Here is a 21,600-nt window from a genome sequence, read left to right on the forward strand (position 1 = left end):
GAAGCTCTCTGCCGCTAGCAGCGCCGCCGCCCTCGTTGTGTCGCTATATAGACCCCACCAATCCAAACTGTCAACACGACTTTTCAAAAAAATTACACAAATCGCAAACTTTCTTTCCACAGGGAAAACTTCGAATTTTATGCAATTATTAACCAACGACACAGGACTCTTTGGAACAGAGATTCTATATGCCTCTGCGAGCCGCGCTGCACCTTTATATATAGTAGAGCATATTAATGCTGACTGCCGAGCCGCTCCATCTCCGCTTCCGACAGACCTAAGCTCTGGCCGATCTCATGCAGCAATATATGACCGATGATCTCGCCGAGCGTTTCTGTATTCTCGCTCCAGTAATCTAAAATAGCGCGGCGATATAATGTAAGCACCTCCGGCCCCTCCTGCGCGCGCAAATGAAAGCGTTCACCAATACCCCGCCCTTCAAAAAGACAGAGAATGTCATAAGGCGTATCCAGATCCAGATCTTCCATAACCTGTTCATCCGGAAAATCTGCAACTTCAATACGAATCTGCGGGCTGAGCGCATGAAAGTCATCCGGCATATGCGCATAAGCATTCAATGCCAGTGATTGTAATTCATCGATAGACGGGGCAAGCCTTGTTGCCCAGTCTCCGCTCAGATCAGTCTGAACCATTGTCCCTGTCTTTCTGCCCCGCTTATTATACAGCAGGTAGTCCAAAATTGATTCCATAAAAAAACCACGCTGACAGCCATCTGCAGCGTGGTTTCAAAACTGATATAGGCATTTATCCTGTAAATGCCAAGTGAGCCTTATTTTAAAGGCTCAGGCCCACGGACGGCTTGCAGAATTCTTCTTCTCAAATACCGAGATATTATCCGCTTTTTCCATTGTCAGGCCGATATCATCCAAACCATTGAGCATGCAGTAGCGCTTGAACTCATCCAGTTCAAAAGCAATAGAACCGCCATCCGGACCGGAAATTGTCATAGATTCGAGATCAACACTCAGCGTAGCATTGGCACCGCGCGAAGCATCGTCCATCAACTTATCCAGATTTTCCTGAGAAACCTTGATCGGCAGGATGCCATTCTTAAAGCAGTTATTATAGAAGATATCCGCAAAAGAAGTGGAGATCACGCAGCGGATACCAAAATCCAGCAAAGCCCAAGGCGCGTGTTCGCGGGATGATCCACAGCCAAAATTGTCACCGGCCACCAGAATCTGCGCATTGCGATAAGCAGGTTTGTTCAGAACGAAATCCGGATTTTCCGAACCGTCTTCATTAAAGCGCATTTCCGCGAAAAGACCTTTACCAAGACCTGTACGCTTGATTGTCTTCAGATAATCCTTAGGGATAATCATATCCGTATCGATATTGATGATCGGCAACGGAGCGGCAACGCCGGTAAGCTTGGTAAATTTTTCCATCGGTCTCGTAACCTGTAAGTCAAAATGCTTTTCTCATTGTGCTTTACACCAGCTTTTTGCAGAGTCAAAGGCCTGAAATCCAAGCGAAGTGCCGCACCATGATAATAATGCGCCCCTCAACCCCAAAGGCAACTACCTTTTCATTGATTGCCTATGATATTAAATTTAAACAATATCCTGTCATTTTTGACCAGTTTTCAGATCAAAAATAACACAAACATCTTTGCCAGGGAGAAATTCTGAGTGACACTTTATCAGCCGCGCCGTGCCGTGCTTTATGTTCCGGCCAGCCATCAGAAAGCCCTCGCCAAAAGCACACAACTACAGCCTGATGCCATTATATATGACCTTGAAGACTCTGTTGCCGAGCAAATGAAACATGAAGCGCGTGATAATCTGCGCGCACATTTTCAGAAGCAGTACCAAACAGTACGAAGCCCGCTAAAAGCTATTCGCATCAACAGTCTTGCCACGCAATGGGGTGAGGATGACCTGAAACTGGCAGCAGAACTCAAAACTGAGGCTATTGTTCTGCCGAAAACAGAAACGCCGCAACAGGTGATAGATGCTGCCCGCAAGCTTGATGATTATGATGCACCGGAGACCCTCGGCATCTGGGCAATGATTGAAACCCCGCGCGGTATTCTCAATGCGGATGAAATTGCCCGACTGGCACAAAAATCCGCAGCGCGTCTCAAATGTTTCATTATCGGCACTAATGATATTGCCCTGAGCACAGGCGTTAAAACCACGAACCAGCGCAGTGCATTACTGCCGTGGATGATGCAGATTATTCTCGCAGCCCGCGCAGGTGGCATTGATGTGCTGGACGGCGTTTACAATAATTTTCAGGATCAAGCCGGTTTTGCAGCCGAGTGTGAACAAGGTGCAATGCTCGGTTTTGACGGCAAAACCCTGATTCATCCCTCTCAGATTGAAACAGCTTTGGACAGCTATTCTTCTACTGCCGAAGAAGCCGCATGGGCAAATCAGGTAATTGCTGCTTTTAATCTGCCGGAAAATGCTGCCAAAGGTGCCATCTCTCTCAATGGTACGATGGTCGAGCAATTACATATTCGCCAGGCCGAGCGTACTCTAGCGCGTGTGCGCTGATTCTTCTTTCTGCAAACTACAGGAGTTTTCCATGCAGCTTTATCGTTTTCTTACCGGACCAGATGATTCTTCTTTTTGTCATCGTGTTACCGAAGCCCTGAACAAAGGCTGGATGCTCTATGGTTCGCCAAGCCACAGCTATAATGCTGAAGAGAAGAAAATGTATTGCGGTCAGGCCGTAACCAAGACCGTTGATGGGCATGAATATTCGCCGGATATCAAGCTCGGCAGCTTCTAAAAATAAAAGCCCCTGCATAATTTGCAGGGGCTTTTTCTATTTACTAGAGCATAATTCCTTAAACTTGAATCAGTTTAAGGAAAAATTATGCTCTAATTTTAAAGTGTTAGAGCGACCTTTGTGTGCCAAGTCTGGCACACGGCGCTCTAAAGGCCGCGCTTTTCGATCATCGCCTGCGGACTTGGCATCCGGCCACGGAATGTTTTGTACAATTCCTCCGGATCTTTGGAACCACCCGCCGCGTAAATATGTGTCTTCAGCTTTTCTGCCAGATCCGCATTGAAGACATCGCCGCTTTCTTCAAAAGCTGCAAAAGCATCAGCGTCGAGCACTTCCGACCACATATAAGAATAGTAACCGGCCGAATATCCGTCACCGCTGAACACATGCAGGAAATGCGGTGTACGGTGGCGCATAATAATCGCGTCCGGCATATCAAGTTTTTTCAGAACTTCCGCTTCAAAAACCAGCGGATCAGTCACAGGCTTGTCACTGGTATGGAATGCCATGTCCACCAGCGCCGATGAGGTGAATTCCACCGTGTTGAAACCGGCATTGAAAGTGGCAGCTTTCAGCACCTTGTCAATCAGATCCTGCGGGATTGTCTCACCGGTTTTATAATGTGTGGCGAATTTCTCCAGCACCGGACGCTCTGTCAGCCAATGTTCATAAAGCTGGGATGGCAGTTCGACAAAATCACGCGAAACTGCGGTGCCGGAAATCGCTGGCCATGTCACATCGCTCAGCAGTCCATGCAGAGCATGGCCGAATTCGTGGAACAGCGTATGCGCATCGTCGAGCGACAACAGCGCCACCTCGCCTTTAGGCGGCTTGGCGAAGTTCATCACATTATAAATGATCGGTGGCTGACCACCATCCAGACGATGAGACGACTGCAATGCACTCATCCATGCGCCGGAGCGTTTGCTCTGGCGGGCAAAATAGTCACCTAAGAACAGGCCGCGTCGTGAGCCATCTGCATTGAACACTTCCCACACACGCACATCTGGATGCCATGTCTGAATACCCTGATATTCTTTGAATGTCAGGCCGAACAGACGTGTTGCAACATCAAAAGCTGCTTCAATAATTTTATTGAGCTGCAGATAAGGTTTGAGATCGCCTTCATCAAAAGCGAAGCGCTCGGCACGCAGTTTTTCTGCATAATAGCGCCAATCCCAGCCAGCTACCGGATGATTAAGCCCCTCACCGGCAATCAGCTTTTCCAGATCAGCCTGTTCTTCCGATGCACGTTGTTTGGCTTTATCCCAAACCGGTATCAGCAAATCCATCACCGCATCGGGTGTTTTGGCCATTGTGTCATCAAGCTTGAACGCAGCGAAATTTGCATAGCCCAGCAGCTTTGCCTTTTCATCACGCAAGGCAACAATCTCTGTTACCAATGCGCGATTGTCAGTCTCGCCACCATTTTCACCACGCTTTGCCCATGCTTGATAGGCTTTTTCACGTAAATGACGAACGGAGGAGAATGTCAGGAACGGCTCGACAATCGCACGGGACAATGTAACTGCCCATACATCGTCACGGCCGCGCTCCTCAGCTGCCGCTTTCATCGCATCACGCAACTGATCCGGCAAACCGGCAAGCTCGGCTGCATCCGTGATAAACAAAGCCCATGATGCTTCATCTTTCAGCACGTTCTGGCCGAAACCGGCACCAAGACCGGCAAGCTTTTCATTAATATCAGCCAGTCGTGCTTTGTCCTGTGCATTCAGTTTAGCGCCGTTACGCACAAAGCCTTTCCAGCTCTTTTCCAGCACACGCAGAGTTTCTGTATCCAGCCCGAGATTGATACGGTTCTGATAGAGAGCATCAAGGCGGGCAAACAGCGCTTCATTCATCATGATGCGCGAGTGATGGCGGGACATTTTCGGCGCGACTTCGCGTTCCAGCGCCTGAATATCCTCATTGGTATGGGCACCCGCGCGCATCCAGAAAATCGCAGCAATATGGGAAAGATCACGGCCGGAAAGCTGCAATGCTTTCAGCGTATTCTCAATTGTCGGCGCATCAGGGTTCTGCAGAACAGTTTCCACATCCGCCCAGTCTTTCTCCAGAGCAATATCAAAAGCCGCTTTAAAATCCGCATCACTGAATTTACTGAAATCCGGCAGACCAAGCGGGCCGCTCCACTGGCTGAGTGCTGAATAGGCGGGCGTCATCTGATTGTCCTGCGGCATATCTCACGGTCTCCGGTTTGCAGAATTACATTTCAAACATTTAAGCAGCCCGCTTATCCGCCACAAGTGATTTATACGGATAATTGACCGGTTTGAAAATAAATAGTAAGGAAACCTTATTATAAGGATGCCTTACAATGTTTACAGGAAAATCCTACGATCCCGATAGTTTCGGCTTCGTTGTCTATGATATCAGCCGGCTTTTCAGCCTTGAGCGGGAGCGTAAGATCGTTGCCGCAGGTCTTGAACTCACCGCTTTCGAGTCACGGACACTGGTTCATGTGGCGCGTTATCAGCCAGCCCGCCAGTCTGTCCTCGCCGAGAGTATGAATATTGAAGCTATGACCCTGTCCGGCTATCTCGACAGGCTGGAAAATCGTGGCTTGCTGCGCCGTGAGCCTGATCCCGATGACCGTCGTGCCAAACTGATTTTTCTCAATGATACAGCCGTGCCGGTTCTGGATGAGCTGAAACGCATTGCGAAAGAAACCATCGCCGATGCTTCACAGGCGCTGCCGCCGGAAGAATGGCAGAGATTTTTGCATAATCTGCTGACCGTCCGCGCGCACTTAAGACAACTCAATCAGGAAAATCGGAAAAGCTGATCCGATTATCCGCAATTTAGCTCCCAGCCATAAAGCATGCCGCTATGCCCGATTCATCACCCCGCGAAAAAACACCCCCGCTTGTCATTATGTCCGAGCGCCGCGTTGGCATTATCGGCGGCTTTCTTGCCGCCATCGGCCCGCTGGCTATGTCACTCTATACACCCGCGATGCCGGAAATTGTCTCGGATTTCGGCACCACAGAAGCAGCAGTTAAACTGACCCTGACCGCCTATTTCGGCGGCTTTTGTTTTGCTCAGCTGATCTGCGGCCCCTTATCAGACGGTTATGGCCGCAAACCGGTCACTATTCTTTTCATGTCTGTCTATCTGGCAGCCAGTGTGCTGGCATTGTTTGCACCGACAATTGAGATCATGGTGCTGGCACGCCTGCTGCAAGGGGTCGGCGCTGCGGTCGGCGTTACCATGTCCCGCGCGATTGTCCGCGATCTGTTCACCAGCGACCGCTCGGCGCGGGTTATGAACCTGATTGGCATTGTCCTCTCCGTCGGCCCTGCCATCGGCCCGACACTTGGCGGGCTGACACTGGAATTCCTCGGCTGGCATGCGATCTTTCTGGTGATGATTTTGCAAGGGGCAGCCGTCATTCTCATGATGCTGCTTTTTGTGCAGGAAACCGGTAAGCCCGATCCTTCCCGTGTCCGGCCACGGGCACTTGTGCAATCCTATTTCAGCCTGCTCAAAACCCCGCACTTCCTGTTTGCCAGTCTGGTGCTTACCGGCGCTACCGGCGCCCTTTATACATCAGCCACCATCATGCCCTTCATTCTTATGACGCGTGTGGGGCTGTCACCGAGCACATTCGGCATGGGGATGTTGTTGCAAACTGCTTTCTATATTTCAGGCGGCATTATTTACCGCATCCTGATGCAGCGCGTGACCGTTTTCCAGATGTCCTGCATCGGGTTGCTCTGCACCGGCTCCGCCAGTATCCTGCTCGCTGTGTTGCTGCGCATTTATGAACCGGGCTATCTGCTGGTAATGCTGCCGATGGGGCTTTACGTGATGGGCATTGCCTTTCTCACCCCACAAATGACAACGGCAGCCATGGCACCTTTTCCGAAAATTGCCGGTTCGGCTTCCGCTTTGATGGGCTTCTTCCAGATGGGCGGCGGTCTGGTCGGCGGCATCATCTCAGCCTCTATGGGCGATCCGGTTATCGCCATGGCAACATTATTGCCGCTGATGGGATTACTGTCATTAATCAGCTATATCATGTGGAACAGGTTCAAACTGCCTCTGGCCCCTACTTTGGAGCATCCGATCACCCCTGAAAAATCTGCAGACCGGTAAAGTCAGACTCTCATAGAATTGTCAGGCAAAAACAGCAGGGTTGACAAGCGCGGCCCGAGAGCACAAAACACGCCCAGACCATCAGGTCTGATTTTAACCGGAGTTTTACTCTTATGCCCAGCGACAGTCACAGTCGATTGTTTATGCCGTCAATGGCAGATCTGACCTGATCGCAGGAGCGATTGGTTTGTCACGATCTGCCATGACGGCGGATCGACAGAGAGGCAAACCAATGAACAACAATAACGGCACCTTCCGTGCTGCTCTCGATACAACGAATCTTGCAATCTCCGCGCTGCTTGAACAGATCGGCCAATTGCGTACAGGTGATGCTGTTGAACTGATTAACGAGCTCGATCTCGACGATCAGGTCACTTTATTCCGCAGCATTTCAACCGATCAGGCTGTTCTTTTTCTGGATCAGCCGGAACTGCATTATGCAGACCAAATCATTGACAGTCTGGATAACGGACGCGCCGCAGAGATCCTGAACGGCATGTCTGCAGACCGTGCAACAGACATTTTCCATGATCTGGACTGGCCGTCCCGCAACCGTCTGTTTTCAGTTCTTTCACCGGAAACCAAAACCGCACTGAAAAAACTGATGGGCTATCCGGCCGATACCGCCGGTGGTCTGATGACAACGGAATTTATCGCTGTGCCATCCACATGGACAGTCGAACAGACTTTAGCTCATATCCGGCAGGTCGAGCGCTCCCGTGAAACGGTCTATGCCATCTATGTTGAAAATCCGGAAACCCGCATTTTACAACATGTAGTATCACTGCGCCGTCTCATCACCGCCAATCCGCAATCCGGCATTGCGGAAGTCGGCCGTGATCAGGAACCGCTGACAATTCCGCCAATGATGGATCAAGAAGAAGTCGCACGTCTGTTCCGCAAGCACGATCTTCTGGCAATTCCCGTAGTGGATGAGCAGCACCATCTGATCGGCATTGTCACCGTGGACGATGTGCTGGACGCCATGACCGAAGAAACTTCGGAAGATGCCTATAAATTCGGTGGTATGGAGGCTTTCACCAAGCCTTATATGCAGATCAGCTTCTTCGAGATGCTGCGCAAACGCGGTGGCTGGCTTTGCATTCTTTTCTTAAGTGAAATGCTGACTGCCAGCGCCATGCAGCATTTTGAAGTCGAACTCGAAAAAGCCATTGTTCTGGCACTGTTCATTCCGCTGATTATGAGCTCCGGCGGCAACTCCGGTTCACAAGCCACATCCTTGCTGATCCGTGCCTTAGCACTGCAGGATCTCAAGCTCGGTGACTGGTGGCGTGTGGCTCTGCGTGAAATACCAACAGGTCTGGCACTGGGCTCTATGCTGGGCGTGATCGGCTTTGTCCGTATTGCAATCTGGCAGAAAACCGGCCTCTACGATTACGGTGAGCATTGGGTGCTGATCGGCATTACCATTGGCGTTGCACTGATCGGCATTGTGCTGTTCGGCTCTCTCTCCGGCTCGATGCTGCCGTTTGTTCTGCAGCGTCTCGGTCTTGATCCGGCCAGCGCCTCTGCACCTTTTGTAGCCACACTTGTCGATGTGATGGGGCTGGTCATCTATTTCAGCGTTGCGGTTATTTTCCTCACCGGAACACTGCTTTAACCTCGGAACAGGCCGGAATTTTCCGGCCTTTTTCTTATGCTGAAAATGTCCGTCAGGCTTTTTATGCAGTCAGTGCACAGCAGCAATGAGATATGCAATATGCTAAAATCAGCCCGCCCCCTTTTAAAATTGGCGAAAAACCTGTAAGAGCGCCCCATTATCTGCGGCGTTCACGAGGGATATCCTTAAGCGTCCCAACCCCCTATTCAGAGTGATAACTCAATGCAATTGCGCAACATCGCGATCATCGCACACGTTGACCACGGCAAAACGACCCTGGTTGACGAACTTCTGAAACAGTCCGGTGTATTCCGCGACAATCAACGCGTTACCGAACGCATGATGGACTCCGGCGATATCGAGCGCGAGCGCGGCATCACCATTCTTGCCAAGGCAACTTCCGCTGTCTGGAAAGATACACGCATCAATATCGTTGATACTCCGGGCCACGCCGACTTCGGCGGTGAGGTCGAGCGTATCCTTTCGATGGTTGACGGTGTTGTTGTTCTCGTTGACTCCGCTGAAGGCCCGATGCCTCAGACCAAATTCGTGGTCGGTAAAGCTCTGAAACTCGGCCTGCGTCCTATCGTTGCGATCAACAAGATCGACCGTCCGGATGGCCGCCATGAAGAAGTCATCAACGAAGTTTTCGACATGTTCGCAGCGCTTGATGCGACTGACGAACAGCTCGACTTCCCGATCCTTTACGGTTCAGGCCGTAACGGCTGGATGGCAGAAAATCCGGAAGGTCCGAGCGATCAGGGTCTGGCTCCGCTTTACGATCTGATCGTCAAGCACGTTCCGGCGCCAAAGGTTGCTGAAGGTCCGTTCTCGATGATCGGTACCATTCTGGAATCTGATCCGTTCCTCGGCCGCATCATTACCGGTCGTATCCATTCCGGTACTTTGAAGCCGAACCAGTCGGTTAAAGTGCTCGGTCAGGACGGTAAACTGCTGGAAAACGGTCGTATTTCCAAGATCCTCGCTTTCCGTGGTCTGGAACGTACTGCCATTGAAGAAGGTATGGCAGGCGATATCGTTGCTATTGCCGGTCTTTCCAAAGGCACCGTGGCTGACACATTCTGCGATCCTTCAATCAACGAAGCCATGAAGGCTCAGCCGATTGATCCGCCGACCGTTACCATGTCCTTCATCGTAAACGACAGCCCGCTGGCCGGCACCGAAGGTGACAAAGTTACCAGCCGTGTTATCCGCGATCGCCTGCTGAAAGAAGCTGAAGGTTCGGTTGCCCTGCGTATCGAAGAATCCGAAGACAAAGATTCGTTCTACGTTTCCGGTCGCGGTGAATTGCAGCTTGCTGTTCTCATCGAAAACATGCGCCGTGAAGGCTTCGAGCTGAGCATTTCCCGTCCGCGCGTTGTGATGCACAAAGACGAAGATGGCAACCTGCTGGAACCGGTAGAAGAAGTTGTGATCGACGTTGACGAAGAATATTCCGGTACTGTTGTTCAGAAAATGTCTGAACGCAAAGCGGAAATGGTTGAGTTGCGCCCGTCCGGCGGCAACCGCGTCCGTCTGGTATTCTTCGCACCAACCCGCGGTCTGATCGGCTACCAGTCAGAACTGATGACTGACACACGCGGTACAGCGATCATGAACCGTCTGTTCCACGAATATCAGCCACATAAAGGCGAAATCGGCGGACGTAACAACGGCGTGCTGATCTCCAATGATCAGGGCGAATCGGTTGCCTATGCAATGTTCAACCTTGAAGACCGCGGTCCGATGATCATCGATTCCGGTACCAAGGTTTATCAGGGCATGATCGTTGGTATTCATACCCGCGACAACGATCTGGAAGTCAACGTGCTGAAAGGCAAGAAGCTGACCAACATGCGTGCATCCGGTAAGGATGAAGCTGTTAAGCTGACCCCGCCGATCCGCATGACTCTGGAACGCGCTCTGTCCTGGATTCAGGATGACGAACTGATGGAAGTAACACCAAAATCCATCCGTCTGCGTAAGCTTTATCTGGACCCGAATGAACGCAAGCGTTTCTCGAAGTCCAAAGGCATGTAATCTGCACTAAAAAAGAAAACGGCGCTCTCGGCGCCGTTTTTTTTATTCAGACTATCCAGATAAACCGGTATCTTATTTCACAACCAGAACCGGTATTTTGCTCAAAGACAGCACCTCTGCCGCCTGACTGCCAAGCAAAAGCTTATTCACACCGCGACGGCCATGCGAGGCAACCACAATCAGCTCAGCCTGATGGGTCTCGGCAGCCTCAACAATACCTACTGCCGGTGACTGATTTTCAATATGCAAGCCTTCAGCAGTCACACCGGCATCGCGCGCTTTGGTGATCGCCTGCTGCACAATGGCTTTGGCCTGCTCTGCCATGGAGGTGCGGTATTCTTCAAAAATTTCCGGTGAAGTGCTTAAACCCGGTGCCACAACAATGCCGTAACTCGGAAACAAATCCGTTACAGTCAGCACTGTAATTTTTGCGGAAAGTTCTTTGGCCAGACCGATCGCCTGTTCCAGCCCTTTATTGGCAAGTTCCGAACCGTCTGTCGCCACTAAAATATGTTTATACATGTCCTCGTCTTTCCCTTTTACAGCATCCGCCGGAATGCACCCTGTCTATTATATGTGTGTTTCTGTTCCGGTTTTTCAATCAGTATCACTACAAACACACATTATTCAGAATGGACTCCTGAGAGACACATCATAATATAAATCTAGGAATGAACAGGACAAATTACATTGATCAGGATCAAACTGATTGTGATTTCCTGTACCGGAAAAGCCTGAAAACTCCATGGAATTTGCTGAACTGCTGCTCCCGTTCCGCCCCTGTGCCATAAAATAATTCTAATATTTCACATTGATAGAATAATATTCTAAATTACTCCTGCATTCTGGAAGCCTGCATCTATAATCCTGAGCAGACAGGTTCTATGCTTTGCAGAAAGATCAGGAGATTTGGTATGAGCGATTCTAACAAGCCAGGCCGCGGCCGTATTTATTCTTCTATTGTTGATACAATCGGTAACACACCGCTTGTCCGTGCAGATAAATTTGCCCGCGAAAACGGCGTGGTCGCCAATCTTCTCGTTAAACTCGAATTCTTTAATCCGCTGGCCAGCGTCAAAGACCGTATTGGTCTGGCTATGATTGAAAGCCTTGAAGCCAAAGGCAAAGCTGTTCCGGGCAAAACCGTATTTATTGAGCCGACATCCGGCAATACCGGTATAGCACTGGCATTTGCTGCGGCCGCCAAAGGCTACAGCCTGATTCTCACCATGCCTGAAACCATGTCGATTGAGCGTCGCAAATTGCTCAAACTGCTGGGCGCGGAACTGGTTCTGACCGAAGGTGCAAAAGGTATGAAGGGTGCGATTGCCAAAGCGGAAGAGCTGGCAGCAGGCAATCCGAACGCAATTATTCCGCAGCAATTTGAAAATGCCGCGAATCCGGAAATTCACCGCAAAACAACGGCGGAAGAAATCTGGAATGACACCAATGGTGAAGCGGATATTCTGATTTCCGGCATCGGCACCGGCGGCACGATCACTGGTGTTGGCCAAGTCCTGAAAGCCCGCAAACCGTCATTCAAAGTCGTCGCGGTTGAGCCAAAGGATTCGCCTGTACTTTCCGGCGGCAATCCGGGTCCGCATAAAATTCAGGGCATAGGTGCAGGTTTTGCGCCGAAAACACTGGATACCGGCGTTTATGATGAGATCATTCAGGTCGCCAATGAAGATGCATTCGCTTTTGCACGCCAGATCGCCAAAGTTGAAGGTATTCCGGTTGGCATTTCTTCCGGTGCTGCTTTGAAAGCCGCTGTGGAAGTCGGCAAGCGTCCGGAAAATAAGGGCAAAAACATTGTCGTTATTATTCCGTCTTTTGCTGAGCGCTATCTCTCAACCGCTCTGTTCGACGGGCTTGATGCCTGATCTGCCTGCTTAAAACCATCCGCTATAAAACCGGCGCAATCGTGCCGGTTTTTTTATGCCGCTCTTTGGTTTCCGGCGCTGAATTACTTCAGTAAACATAAAACGAATACAAACTGATGCTTTATCGCCCATGCCCGATAAAGCGCATCAGGCATAGATTTCTCTGTCGTAACCTCTTTCATCACGAACAATTCATATCCGAAGAATATCCGGTTCTGTTACATGAGAAAACAAGAATCGAACCATACGGTTTAATATGCTTAACCTATGTTTCAGTTCGTCTATCGCAGGAAAATACAAAAAAGATTTCACGTGAAACGCAAATAATCCAAGCGCAAAGAAACCTGATCCATGACAGACAAACTTTCTGAACCATCTTTATTGCTGCCATTCCTGGCCCCTGTTTATGCCCGTTTTCATGATTTCACCTATGCAGTCATGCGTGCAACCAGCGGCGGCATCATGGCTTTTTTCGGTTGGGAAAAGCTGTTTAACGGCGATATGCCACGCGATATTGAATTGTTCCGGCAACTGGGATTGGAACCGGCAATCCCTTTGGCCTATTTCACCAGCATTCTGGAATTTATAGGAGGCATAGCTATTGCGATCGGCCTGTTCACCCGCCCGCTCGCCTTTATGCTTTTCATTCAGATGGTCGTAATTCTGGTGATGGTGATGATCCCGCGCGGCAGCGGTTTCCAGCTTTCAACCGTCTGGTTCGGTGTCTTCATGTATCTGAGTGTGGCCGGCAGCGGGCGCCTGTCGCTGGATCGTCTGATCGGCAAGCAGTTCTGAAATACAAAAGCCGGCTCATGAGCCGGCTTTATTCATTTTCAGTTGACCGGATCTGGGAGCTATCCGGAAAACAGTAAAGTTAATGAGCTATGCACCCCAGTGGACGCACAAAGATCGCTCTAATGCGAATGACGGGCTGCACAGGCTGGACCCGGGCCACGCATATAATGGCGTTCCGGACGATAGCTTGGTGCCAGAAACTCACGAATAACTTTAAAAACTTGACGAAACTGAACGATCAGACCCATCACACTACACCCTGATTAATTTAACATTATTATTTTTTCTGAAGCGCAAATCACAACAGTGAATTTAAGGTAAATATTAGCGAAGAAAGGTGAACACGAAGTGAATTCGCATGCTTAATGAGCAGTTAAAAATAACCTTTTATTTATTAACCCGACAAAAAACCCTGCATTTCCTAAGCAAATGCAGGGTTTTCAGCAATTTATGCGCTCAAAATATTAACGGGTAGGCACCGGCTCATCACCGCGATAATCATAGAAACCGCGACCGGTTTTACGTCCGAGCCAACCGGCTTCAACATATTTCACCAGCAACGGGCATGGGCGATATTTTGAATCCGACAGGCCTTCATAAAGCACCTGCATGATCGACAAGCAGGTATCCAGCCCGATGAAATCGGCCAGCTGCAACGGCCCCATCGGATGATTGGCACCAAGCTTCATGGCCGTATCAATGGCATCGACAGTGCCAACACCTTCATAAAGCGTATAAATCGCTTCATTAATCATCGGCAGCAAAATACGATTAACGATAAAGGCAGGGAAGTCGGCGGAAACCGTGATGGTCTTGCCCAGTTTCTGCACAAAGTCCTGTGCGGCGGTGAAAGTCGGCTCTTCTGTGGCGATACCGCGGATCAATTCAACCAGTTTCATCACCGGCACCGGGTTCATAAAATGAATACCGATAAAGCGTTCAGGCCGGTCTGTGGTTGCCGCTAAGCGGGTGATTGAAATCGAAGATGTATTGGTCGCCAGAATAGCATTGCTGTGCAGATGCGGGCAGACCTGCGCAAAAATCTGCTTCTTAATGGCTTCATTTTCTGTTGCTGCTTCGATCACTAGATCACAAGGCGCCAGATCCGCCATGGTTTTGGCCGGCTTAATCAGCGCAAGGCTGGCAATGCGTGCTTCCTCAGCAAGTTTACCCGAAGCAACCTGACGCGCCATATTACCGCTGATGGTGGCGATACCGTTTTCCAGTCGCTCAAGCGAAGCGTCATGCAGCAGCACATCATAGCCTGCCAGCGCGCAAACATGAGCAATACCATTGCCCATCTGCCCTGCGCCGATGATACCCACTGTTTTAATTGTAAAACTCATGATCCGCTCCGATCCCTTCGTATCAATAAATTTACAGCAATAACGCCAATTTTTCTGCGCCTACATGAGCAGTCTCATGCGGATAAGTCTAGAGCGGATTACGTTCAAATTAGATGATAACGCGCTCTGTTTTCTTTTTTGGTCGCATTGTCACGGGCGTCAAATTGCTTCAATTTAGAGCATTTCCAGCAAAAGTGTGAAGCGTCTCCGCAGGGAAATCAGTTCGCCGGACTGATTTTTTTTCCTGCTGCGATGCGTCGGATAATGCGTCGAAACAAATAGTACAGCGGTTCCAACGATTCAGTCCTAACTGGAACCGCTCTAACTGTGAAATGCTCTGCCCCTGATTAAAACAAAACGCGCCCGGATTAAATATCCGGACGCGTTATACTATTAAAGACGATCATGCCCGATTGTCATGATCCCTGTTTCGCTTCTCAGAGTGCTTTTTCAAGTTCCGGCAGAACAGTGAACAAGTCACCGACAAGGCCATAATCCGCGATCTGGAAAATCGGTGCTTCTTCATCCTTATTGATCGCAACGATCACTTTAGAATCTTTCATACCGGCCAGATGCTGGATCGCACCGGAAATACCGCAAGCGATATAAAGATCAGGCGCAACCACTTTACCGGTCTGACCAACCTGCCAGTCATTCGGCGCATAACCCGCATCAACAGCTGCACGGCTCGCACCGATTGCAGCACCAAGCTTGTCAGCAACCGGTGTGATAACTTCATTAAATTTCTCAGCAGAACCGAGTGCACGGCCACCGGAAATAATGATTTTCGCCGAAGTCAGTTCAGGACGATCGCCGCCGGAAATTTTGGCTTCAACAAATTTCGACACAGCCGGATCATTGCCTGCATCAACGCTTTCAACCGCAGCGGAACCGCCTTCACCGGCAGCCGCAAAAGAAGCGGTACGTACGGTGATAACCTTCTTGGCATCAGTGGCTTCAACAGTCTGAATCGCATTACCCGCATAAATCGGGCGCTTGAAGACTGTAGGAGACACAACTTCGATAATTTCCGAAACCTGTGCCACATCGAGAAGTGCTGCAACGCGCGGTAACACGTTTTTACCCGAAGTGGTCGCCGGAGCAATCACAGTGTCATAGGAGCCGGCAAGAGCGACCAGCAATGCTGCGGTTGGTTCTGCCAGACGGTTTTCCAGTGCATCGCTTTCAGCGAGCAGGACTTTGCGCACGCCTTTCAGCTTGGCAGCAGCATCAGCAGCAGCTTTGGCGCCTTTACCCGCAACCAGAACATCCACATCACCGCCGATAGCTAGCGCAGCAGTCAATGCCTTTGCAGTCTGGTCAGAGAGGCTTGCATTATCGTGTTCTGCAAAAAGAAGAATAGCCATAATCGTTTTCCTGTCCTGACCGCTTACAATACGCCTGCTTCGTTTTTGAGCTTGTCAACAAGCTCGGCAACGGAAGCCACTTTCACACCGGCTTTACGGCCGGAAGGCTCTTCGGTTTTGAGGATTTTCAGACGCGGTGCAGTATCTACACCGTAATCAGCCGGTGCCTTCTCATCCAAAGGCTTCTTCTTCGCCTTCATAATATTCGGCAGAGAAGCATAACGCGGCTGGTTCAGGCGCAGATCGGTGGTGACGATCGCAGGCAGCTTGACTTCAATCGTCTGCAAACCGCCATCAACCTCACGGGTTACATTGGCAGAAGCGTCTGAGAGCTGTACTTCCGAGGCAAAAGTTGCCTGTGCCCAGCCAAGCAGGGCAGACAGCATCTGACCGGTCTGGTTCGCATCATCATCAATCGCCTGTTTGCCGAGAATAACCAGCTTCGGCTCTTCTGCGGCAACAACGCCTTTCAGAATTTTCGCAACGGCAAGCGGCTCGACAGCGTCATCGGTTTTCACGAGGACGGCGCGGTCTGCGCCCATAGCCAGAGCGGTACGCAGCGTTTCCTGCGCCTGTGCAGGTCCGATAGAAACAACCACAACTTCAGAAACTTTACCGGCTTCTTTAAGTTTCAGCGCTTCTTCAACCGCGATTTCATCAAACGGGTTCATCGACATTTTGACATTGGTCAGCTCAACGCCTGTACCGTCACTTTTCACCCGGATTTTGACGTTGTAATCAACAACCCGCTTAACTGCGACCAGAACTTTCATTCGGTTAAGATCCTCTCCACTTGAACAGCATCTGCTGCTCTCTTCGACCGGACATAAGCCTTTTTCTTGCCTGTGTCCGCCTGCCTCTCAGTCAGATACAGTTTTAAAGCATGGCCTCATCAACAACTTGCCTGAAGCCGACATGCTAAAACTCTATCGCAAACGCGCCTGATGCACCGTCAATTTGTGACGGAGATTTCAGAAATTTCATAAGACCGTAATTCTGAACCATAGAGAGGTCAATCATAACCGGCAGAAGGGCTATGAAATATCATCATAACCATCTTCGAAACATGACGGATGATGTCGCAAATATACAAAGATTAACGCGCATTTTGATCTGGAAACCGCATACACTTTTCAGAATGCGCCCTTAGAGCATGTCGTTATCGGAAAACCGGTACCCACTTTTCCGCGACATGCTCTTAGCGTGTCAGCGCCGGTATCCATAAAATATCATCCCGCCCCTGATTATTCGCAATACGGGCAGCCACAAAAAGCAGATCAGACAAACGATTGATATAGCGCAGGGCAACGCCTGAAACCTGCTCATCGGTCTGCGCTGCCAGCGCCACCATGGCACGCTCTGCACGCCGCGCAATAGTTCTCGCCATGTGCAGATGCGCTGCTGCCGGTGAACCGCCGGGCAAAATAAAGGAACGGAGCGGTTCCAGCCGTGCATTCAGCACATCAATTTCCTGTTCCAGCCGGTCAACCTGCTTGTCCACAATCCTCAAAGGCTCATAGCCGAGATCTGCAACAGTGCCGGAGGCAGGATCTGAAACAGCAGCGGGGGTGGCAATGTCAGCACCAAGGTCAAAAAGATCATTCTGCGCCCTTGTCAGCATAGCATCAACATCCGGCAGGATCAGCGCTGTGTAAAGCCGTGCCAATCCGATTGATGCATTCAGTTCATCAATATCACCGCAGGCAACAATGCGCAGATCGTCTTTTCTGCGTCTCGGGCCGCAAGCCAGTCCTGTTGTACCGTCGTCGCCGGTACGTGTATAAATTTTGTTCAGCTTAACCAAAAATGCCTCACCGGTTACTAATTCATACAAGCACTTTTAACGGCGGGCAAAATATAATGCACCGACCATCAGAACCACAGCAATAAACTGAAACATAATACGCAAGCGCATCAGCTTGTTGGATGTATTGCCATCGCCGTTGCGCATCATATTGCGCAAACCCAGCAACAGAACAATAGCCACTGCGATCATGGCAATGATCGCTGCAAATTTAAAACCGCTGTCCATTCTTTCCTCCCGATTGCTTTTCAGCAATCCTCAGTCTTTCCCGCTCAATGTGTAACAGAAGCTTTTTGCGGCAGATAGAGCATTTCCCGTAAAAGTGTGAAGCGGTTTTACGTAAGGATAATGCAGCGTACTCGCGTTCTTTTACGACTGATCGGCCAGCATTTTATAAAGCCAGCGTGCAGGCAGCAGGCGTTTAGCCAGAATGCCCAGCTTTGCAGGACGGGTAACCGGATAATGCGGGCGCGGACGATCACTTTCCAGCGCATGCAACAGAACCTCATAAACAGCATCAGGCCCCAGCTTCACAGAGGATTTCGTGCCGCCGCTTTGTAACTTGGCGAATTGCCGCCGGTAATCTTCTGCATGAACGGAATTGTCCATATCAATATATTTTTGCGCATAAGCCGCCGCATTGGCTGCAAATTTACTGGTAATCGGCCCTGGTTCGATCATGGAAACAGAGATGCCGGAACCTTCGAGTTCCATACGCTGCACCAGCATAAGCCCTTCCAATGCAAATTTGGATGAAACATAAGCCCCGCGCCATTTCATCGGCACCAGACCGAGAATAGATGAACAATGCACCAGACGCCCCTGTTTACTCGCCCGCATTGCAGGAATCAGCCGCTGCGTCAGATCCTGCCAGCCGAAGAAATTGGCCTCGAACTGCAAACGCAAAGCCTCCATCGGCAAGTCTTCCACCGCGCCCGGCTGTGCATAGGCACCATTATTAAACAGCGCATCGAGCTGATGGTTGCACAAGTTAAGCACGCTCTCAGCCACAGCAGCAATCGACTCCGGCTCACAATAATCCAGATAAAAGGTCTCAAAACCCTGTTCCCGCAAATAGGCCAGATCCTGTTCTTTACGGGCAGTAGCAAAAACCCGCCAGCCACGCTCTTTAAGAGCCTGTGCACAGTAAGCGCCAATGCCGCTGGAACAACCGGTGATTAAAATGGTTCTTTGCTGCGCAGATGGAATTTGCACATTTTTGGCCATATGCTGATCTTTATCCGTTGGTTTGCGGGCTGATATCATTGCAATTCCTGTCCGCAGAGTTTTTATACACGTTGAATTTTTGACTTGTGGTCAGTTATACCACACAAACTTGTAATCAGCTCTGCCACAGACGAAAACGAATGAGCCGAACTAAAGGAATTTTCTGTCTATGCGAAAGATAATCCGCTTCCTGCGACAGATCACAACTGATGCAATCGGTCATTTTATATCCGATGATGGCTGGGCTTTCGCATCCCATATCGCCCTCTCCGGCCTGATGGCGCTGTTTCCGTTTCTGATTTTTGCAACAGCACTTGCCAGCTTTCTTGGCGCAGATGCTTTTGCCGAGACAGCGGTACATGTGATTTTTGATACATGGCCTCCCGCTATTGCCGCTCCGATTGCCCGTGAAGTGCAAAATGTTCTGACAATTCCGCGCGGTGACCTCCTGACCCTCAGTGTGATTGCCGCTGCCTATTTTGCTTCCAATGGCGTGGAAGCTTTGCGTGTAGCACTCAACCGCGCCTATCGCGTCACCGATACCCGCTCTATTCTGTTTTGCCGTGCGCAAAGCCTTGGCTTTGTGATTATCGCCACGCTCAGCATCATGGCCATCAGCTTCCTGCTGGTGCTTGCGCCGCTGGCAATCCGTCTTGCAGAACAATGGGTTCCCGCACTGGAAACCATGTCGATTTCATTCGGTTTCTGGCGCTATGCGATTGCACTTTCGGTGTTAGTTTTCGGATTATTTGTCGTGCATATCTGGCTGCCGGCCGGACAAAGGTCTCTGCTGGATATTCTGCCCGGTATTGCGCTGACACTGATTGCATGGCTGGCCGGTGCAACCGCCTTTGCCCGTTATCTTGAAAGCTTTGCCAGCTATGTCACCACCTATGCCGGTCTGGCATCGATCATGGTGGCGATCGTGTTTCTCTATATCATTGCCGCGATTTTCATCATTGGCGCGGAAATCAATGCCGCGATCATGCAGTACCGCAATCGCGAGCAACAGTAGGATAATAAAAAGACGCGGAAACCGCGCCTTTTTCTTTATTACTTTCTCAAAAATCAGGCAGCTGATTTCGGCTTGATCAGATTACGCTCCAGCAACAATTCAGCGATCTGAATAGTGTTGAGTGCTGCACCTTTGCGCAGATTGTCCGCAACGATCCACATGGAAAGACCGTTTTCCAATGTGATGTCTTCACGGATACGCGAAATGAATGTCGCGTCTTCGCCGGCGCTTTCATAAGGCGTGATGTATCCACCATCCTCATGCTTATCAACAACCTGACAACCCGGTGCATCACGCAGGATATCACGGGCTTCATCAGCGCTGATCGGCTTGTCGAATTCAATATTCACAGCTTCAGAATGACCGATAAAGACCGGCACACGCACAGCAGTGCAGGAAACTTTGATCTTCGGATCCAGCATTTTCTTGGTTTCGGCCATGACTTTCCACTCTTCTTTGGTGGAGCCGTCTTCCATGAAGGAATCAATATGCGGGATAACGTTGAAAGCAATGCGCTTGGTGAATTTCTGTGCTGTGACAGGATCAGCAACAAAAACCGCGCGGGACTGCTGAAACAGCTCGTCCATACCTTCTTTACCGGCACCGGAAACCGACTGATAGGTTGCCACAACAATGCGCTTGATGGTGGCCGCATCATGCAAAGGCTTGAGTGCAACAACGAGCTGGGCAGTCGAGCAGTTCGGGTTGGCAATGATATTGCGCTTACGGAAACCGTCAATCGCATCCGGATTGACTTCCGGCACGATGAGCGGCACATCGGCATCATAACGCCATGCGGAAGAATTATCGATAACCACGCACCCCTGCGCGCCGATTTTTGGTGACCATTCCTTGGAAATATTACCACCGGCCGACATCAGACAAATGTCAGTATCGGAAAAATCATAGGTGTCGAGCGCTTTAACTTTCAGCGTCTTATCACCATAAGACACTTCCGAACCCTGACTGCGGCGGGAAGCAAGTGCCACCACCTCAGAAGCCGGAAAACCACGCTCTTCGAGAATATTGAGCATTTCGCGACCCACATTACCTGTGGCGCCGACAACAGCAACTTTGAAACCCATGTGAAAAATCTCCTGTCCCTCTCCGCTTTCACACCAGAAAACCCGTGGCCACGCAGGTTCTCCGCCCCGGACCTAACCCGGGAGAGGGTGAGCAGGCCAAGGGATCAGACCGTTTTGGTGGTCGTTTTCGAGGTGATTGTCTTCAGGGCAATCATGGCCGTTTTGGTAATACCGAATGCAGGAGAAGGTATACCCATAGCTCCGCCGCCGGAGAAATCTCCGGAAAATGCTGGCAAAACTGATGGCAAAGCGAGGGATTCCACGCGGTGTCTCCTAATTCACTGCTGCTTTTAACCCGATTTTGCCAAGAGTCAATTGCCGTTTATGTCGTCAAAGCCGCCAAATGTTTAAGAAAATACCAATTTTCCAAGAAGCTGTGTTCGCATCCGCGCTGCGCAGAAAAATATTTCACCATTATTATACTAAAGAATACTGACGCAAATCCCGTTTTCAGTTCATTCTGTCTGCGACTGCTTTGCCAGGCGGCAATAGAAACCGCGCGACTGCAGGCACCTCCGGCCACACCGGCCACGAGACG

General features: G+C 50.2%; 21 protein-coding genes. 9 read left to right on the forward strand and 12 right to left on the reverse strand.

What is annotated here, in order from left to right; all coding sequences use genetic code 11:
* Window positions 1-233 precede the first annotated feature (233 nt).
* Together HBA93_RS07505 and leuD are read right to left on the reverse strand one after the other, a co-directional pair.
* Window positions 234-653, reverse strand: a complete 420-nt coding sequence (locus HBA93_RS07505) for a metallopeptidase family protein (protein WP_221722878.1) — start codon at window positions 651-653, stop codon at window positions 234-236.
* A gap of 150 nt (window positions 654-803) precedes the next feature.
* Window positions 804-1,409 (reverse strand): 3-isopropylmalate dehydratase small subunit, encoded by a 606-nt coding sequence (leuD, locus tag HBA93_RS07510; protein ID WP_121992254.1) that lies wholly within the window; start codon window positions 1,407-1,409, stop codon window positions 804-806.
* A gap of 243 nt (window positions 1,410-1,652) precedes the next feature.
* Between leuD and HBA93_RS07515 the strand changes: the two genes are divergently transcribed.
* Together HBA93_RS07515 and HBA93_RS07520 are read left to right on the forward strand one after the other, a co-directional pair.
* Entirely contained in the window at window positions 1,653-2,522 is an 870-nt protein-coding gene (locus HBA93_RS07515) for an HpcH/HpaI aldolase/citrate lyase family protein (RefSeq protein WP_221722879.1), read from the forward strand.
* 31 nt (window positions 2,523-2,553) lie between these two features.
* Window positions 2,554-2,760, forward strand: a complete 207-nt coding sequence (locus tag HBA93_RS07520) for a DUF1737 domain-containing protein (protein ID WP_221722880.1) — start codon at window positions 2,554-2,556, stop codon at window positions 2,758-2,760.
* A gap of 146 nt (window positions 2,761-2,906) precedes the next feature.
* Here HBA93_RS07520 and HBA93_RS07525 read toward each other — a convergent pair whose 3' ends face one another.
* Complete coding sequence (locus tag HBA93_RS07525) at window positions 2,907-4,943, reverse strand: M3 family metallopeptidase (RefSeq protein ID WP_286201824.1); 2,037 nt, start codon at window positions 4,941-4,943, stop codon at window positions 2,907-2,909.
* Between the two features lie 155 nt (window positions 4,944-5,098).
* Between HBA93_RS07525 and HBA93_RS07530 the strand changes: the two genes are divergently transcribed.
* The 4 genes from HBA93_RS07530 to typA all read left to right on the forward strand — a co-directional run bounded on the left by HBA93_RS07530 (window position 5,099) and on the right by typA (window position 10,540).
* Entirely contained in the window at window positions 5,099-5,566 is a 468-nt protein-coding gene (locus HBA93_RS07530) for a MarR family winged helix-turn-helix transcriptional regulator (RefSeq protein ID WP_221722882.1), read from the forward strand.
* A 44-nt stretch (window positions 5,567-5,610) separates the two neighbouring features.
* Entirely contained in the window at window positions 5,611-6,879 is a 1,269-nt protein-coding gene (locus HBA93_RS07535; protein WP_221722883.1) for a multidrug effflux MFS transporter, read from the forward strand.
* Window positions 6,880-7,111: 232 nt separating this feature from the next.
* On the forward strand, window positions 7,112-8,500 hold the full coding sequence (gene mgtE / locus HBA93_RS07540) for a magnesium transporter (RefSeq protein WP_221722884.1): 1,389 nt from the start codon (window positions 7,112-7,114) through the stop codon (window positions 8,498-8,500).
* A gap of 222 nt (window positions 8,501-8,722) precedes the next feature.
* Window positions 8,723-10,540: a translational GTPase TypA gene (typA, locus tag HBA93_RS07545; protein ID WP_121992248.1), complete on the forward strand. Its 1,818-nt coding sequence runs from the start codon at window positions 8,723-8,725 to the stop codon at window positions 10,538-10,540.
* A 72-nt stretch (window positions 10,541-10,612) separates the two neighbouring features.
* Here typA and HBA93_RS07550 read toward each other — a convergent pair whose 3' ends face one another.
* Window positions 10,613-11,062, reverse strand: coding sequence for a universal stress protein (locus tag HBA93_RS07550; RefSeq protein WP_121992247.1), 450 nt, complete (start codon window positions 11,060-11,062; stop codon window positions 10,613-10,615).
* Between the two features lie 392 nt (window positions 11,063-11,454).
* Here HBA93_RS07550 and cysK point away from each other — a divergent pair, with 392 nt between their 5' ends.
* Together cysK and HBA93_RS07560 are read left to right on the forward strand one after the other, a co-directional pair.
* Window positions 11,455-12,423 (forward strand): cysteine synthase A, encoded by a 969-nt coding sequence (cysK, locus tag HBA93_RS07555; protein ID WP_221722885.1) that lies wholly within the window; start codon window positions 11,455-11,457, stop codon window positions 12,421-12,423.
* 351 nt (window positions 12,424-12,774) lie between these two features.
* Window positions 12,775-13,218: a DoxX family protein gene (locus HBA93_RS07560; RefSeq protein ID WP_221722886.1), complete on the forward strand. Its 444-nt coding sequence runs from the start codon at window positions 12,775-12,777 to the stop codon at window positions 13,216-13,218.
* A gap of 119 nt (window positions 13,219-13,337) precedes the next feature.
* Here HBA93_RS07560 and HBA93_RS24125 read toward each other — a convergent pair whose 3' ends face one another.
* The 7 genes from HBA93_RS24125 to HBA93_RS07590 all read right to left on the reverse strand — a co-directional run bounded on the left by HBA93_RS24125 (window position 13,338) and on the right by HBA93_RS07590 (window position 18,962).
* Window positions 13,338-13,466, reverse strand: a complete 129-nt coding sequence (locus HBA93_RS24125; protein WP_286201812.1) for a hypothetical protein — start codon at window positions 13,464-13,466, stop codon at window positions 13,338-13,340.
* A 216-nt stretch (window positions 13,467-13,682) separates the two neighbouring features.
* Window positions 13,683-14,564 carry a 3-hydroxybutyryl-CoA dehydrogenase gene (locus HBA93_RS07565; protein ID WP_121992244.1) on the reverse strand — a complete coding sequence of 294 codons (882 nt, stop codon included), beginning with the start codon at window positions 14,562-14,564 and terminating at the stop codon, window positions 13,683-13,685.
* A 437-nt stretch (window positions 14,565-15,001) separates the two neighbouring features.
* Window positions 15,002-15,931, reverse strand: a complete 930-nt coding sequence (locus tag HBA93_RS07570) for an electron transfer flavoprotein subunit alpha/FixB family protein (RefSeq protein ID WP_221722887.1) — start codon at window positions 15,929-15,931, stop codon at window positions 15,002-15,004.
* Between the two features lie 23 nt (window positions 15,932-15,954).
* Window positions 15,955-16,704 carry an electron transfer flavoprotein subunit beta/FixA family protein gene (locus HBA93_RS07575; protein ID WP_221722888.1) on the reverse strand — a complete coding sequence of 250 codons (750 nt, stop codon included), beginning with the start codon at window positions 16,702-16,704 and terminating at the stop codon, window positions 15,955-15,957.
* 425 nt (window positions 16,705-17,129) lie between these two features.
* Window positions 17,130-17,735 carry a cob(I)yrinic acid a,c-diamide adenosyltransferase gene (locus HBA93_RS07580; RefSeq protein WP_221722889.1) on the reverse strand — a complete coding sequence of 202 codons (606 nt, stop codon included), beginning with the start codon at window positions 17,733-17,735 and terminating at the stop codon, window positions 17,130-17,132.
* Window positions 17,736-17,771: 36 nt separating this feature from the next.
* Window positions 17,772-17,963: a twin transmembrane helix small protein gene (locus HBA93_RS07585; protein WP_022709359.1), complete on the reverse strand. Its 192-nt coding sequence runs from the start codon at window positions 17,961-17,963 to the stop codon at window positions 17,772-17,774.
* A 141-nt stretch (window positions 17,964-18,104) separates the two neighbouring features.
* On the reverse strand, window positions 18,105-18,962 hold the full coding sequence (locus HBA93_RS07590) for an SDR family oxidoreductase (protein WP_286201825.1): 858 nt from the start codon (window positions 18,960-18,962) through the stop codon (window positions 18,105-18,107).
* Window positions 18,963-19,131: 169 nt separating this feature from the next.
* On the opposite strand from HBA93_RS07590, the gene HBA93_RS07595 reads away from it, so the two are divergent.
* Window positions 19,132-19,977, forward strand: coding sequence for a YihY/virulence factor BrkB family protein (locus HBA93_RS07595; protein ID WP_121992240.1), 846 nt, complete (start codon window positions 19,132-19,134; stop codon window positions 19,975-19,977).
* 53 nt (window positions 19,978-20,030) lie between these two features.
* On the opposite strand, the gene HBA93_RS07600 is transcribed toward HBA93_RS07595, so the two are convergent.
* The gene (locus tag HBA93_RS07600) at window positions 20,031-21,062 is read right to left on the reverse strand and encodes an aspartate-semialdehyde dehydrogenase (protein WP_022709801.1); all 1,032 of its coding nucleotides are present in this window, start codon (window positions 21,060-21,062) and stop codon (window positions 20,031-20,033) included.
* Window positions 21,063-21,600 lie beyond the last annotated feature (538 nt).

Origin of the sequence: Ochrobactrum sp. SFR4 (assembly GCF_019730395.1) — a bacterium.
Taxonomy (GTDB): domain Bacteria; phylum Pseudomonadota; class Alphaproteobacteria; order Rhizobiales; family Rhizobiaceae; genus Pseudochrobactrum.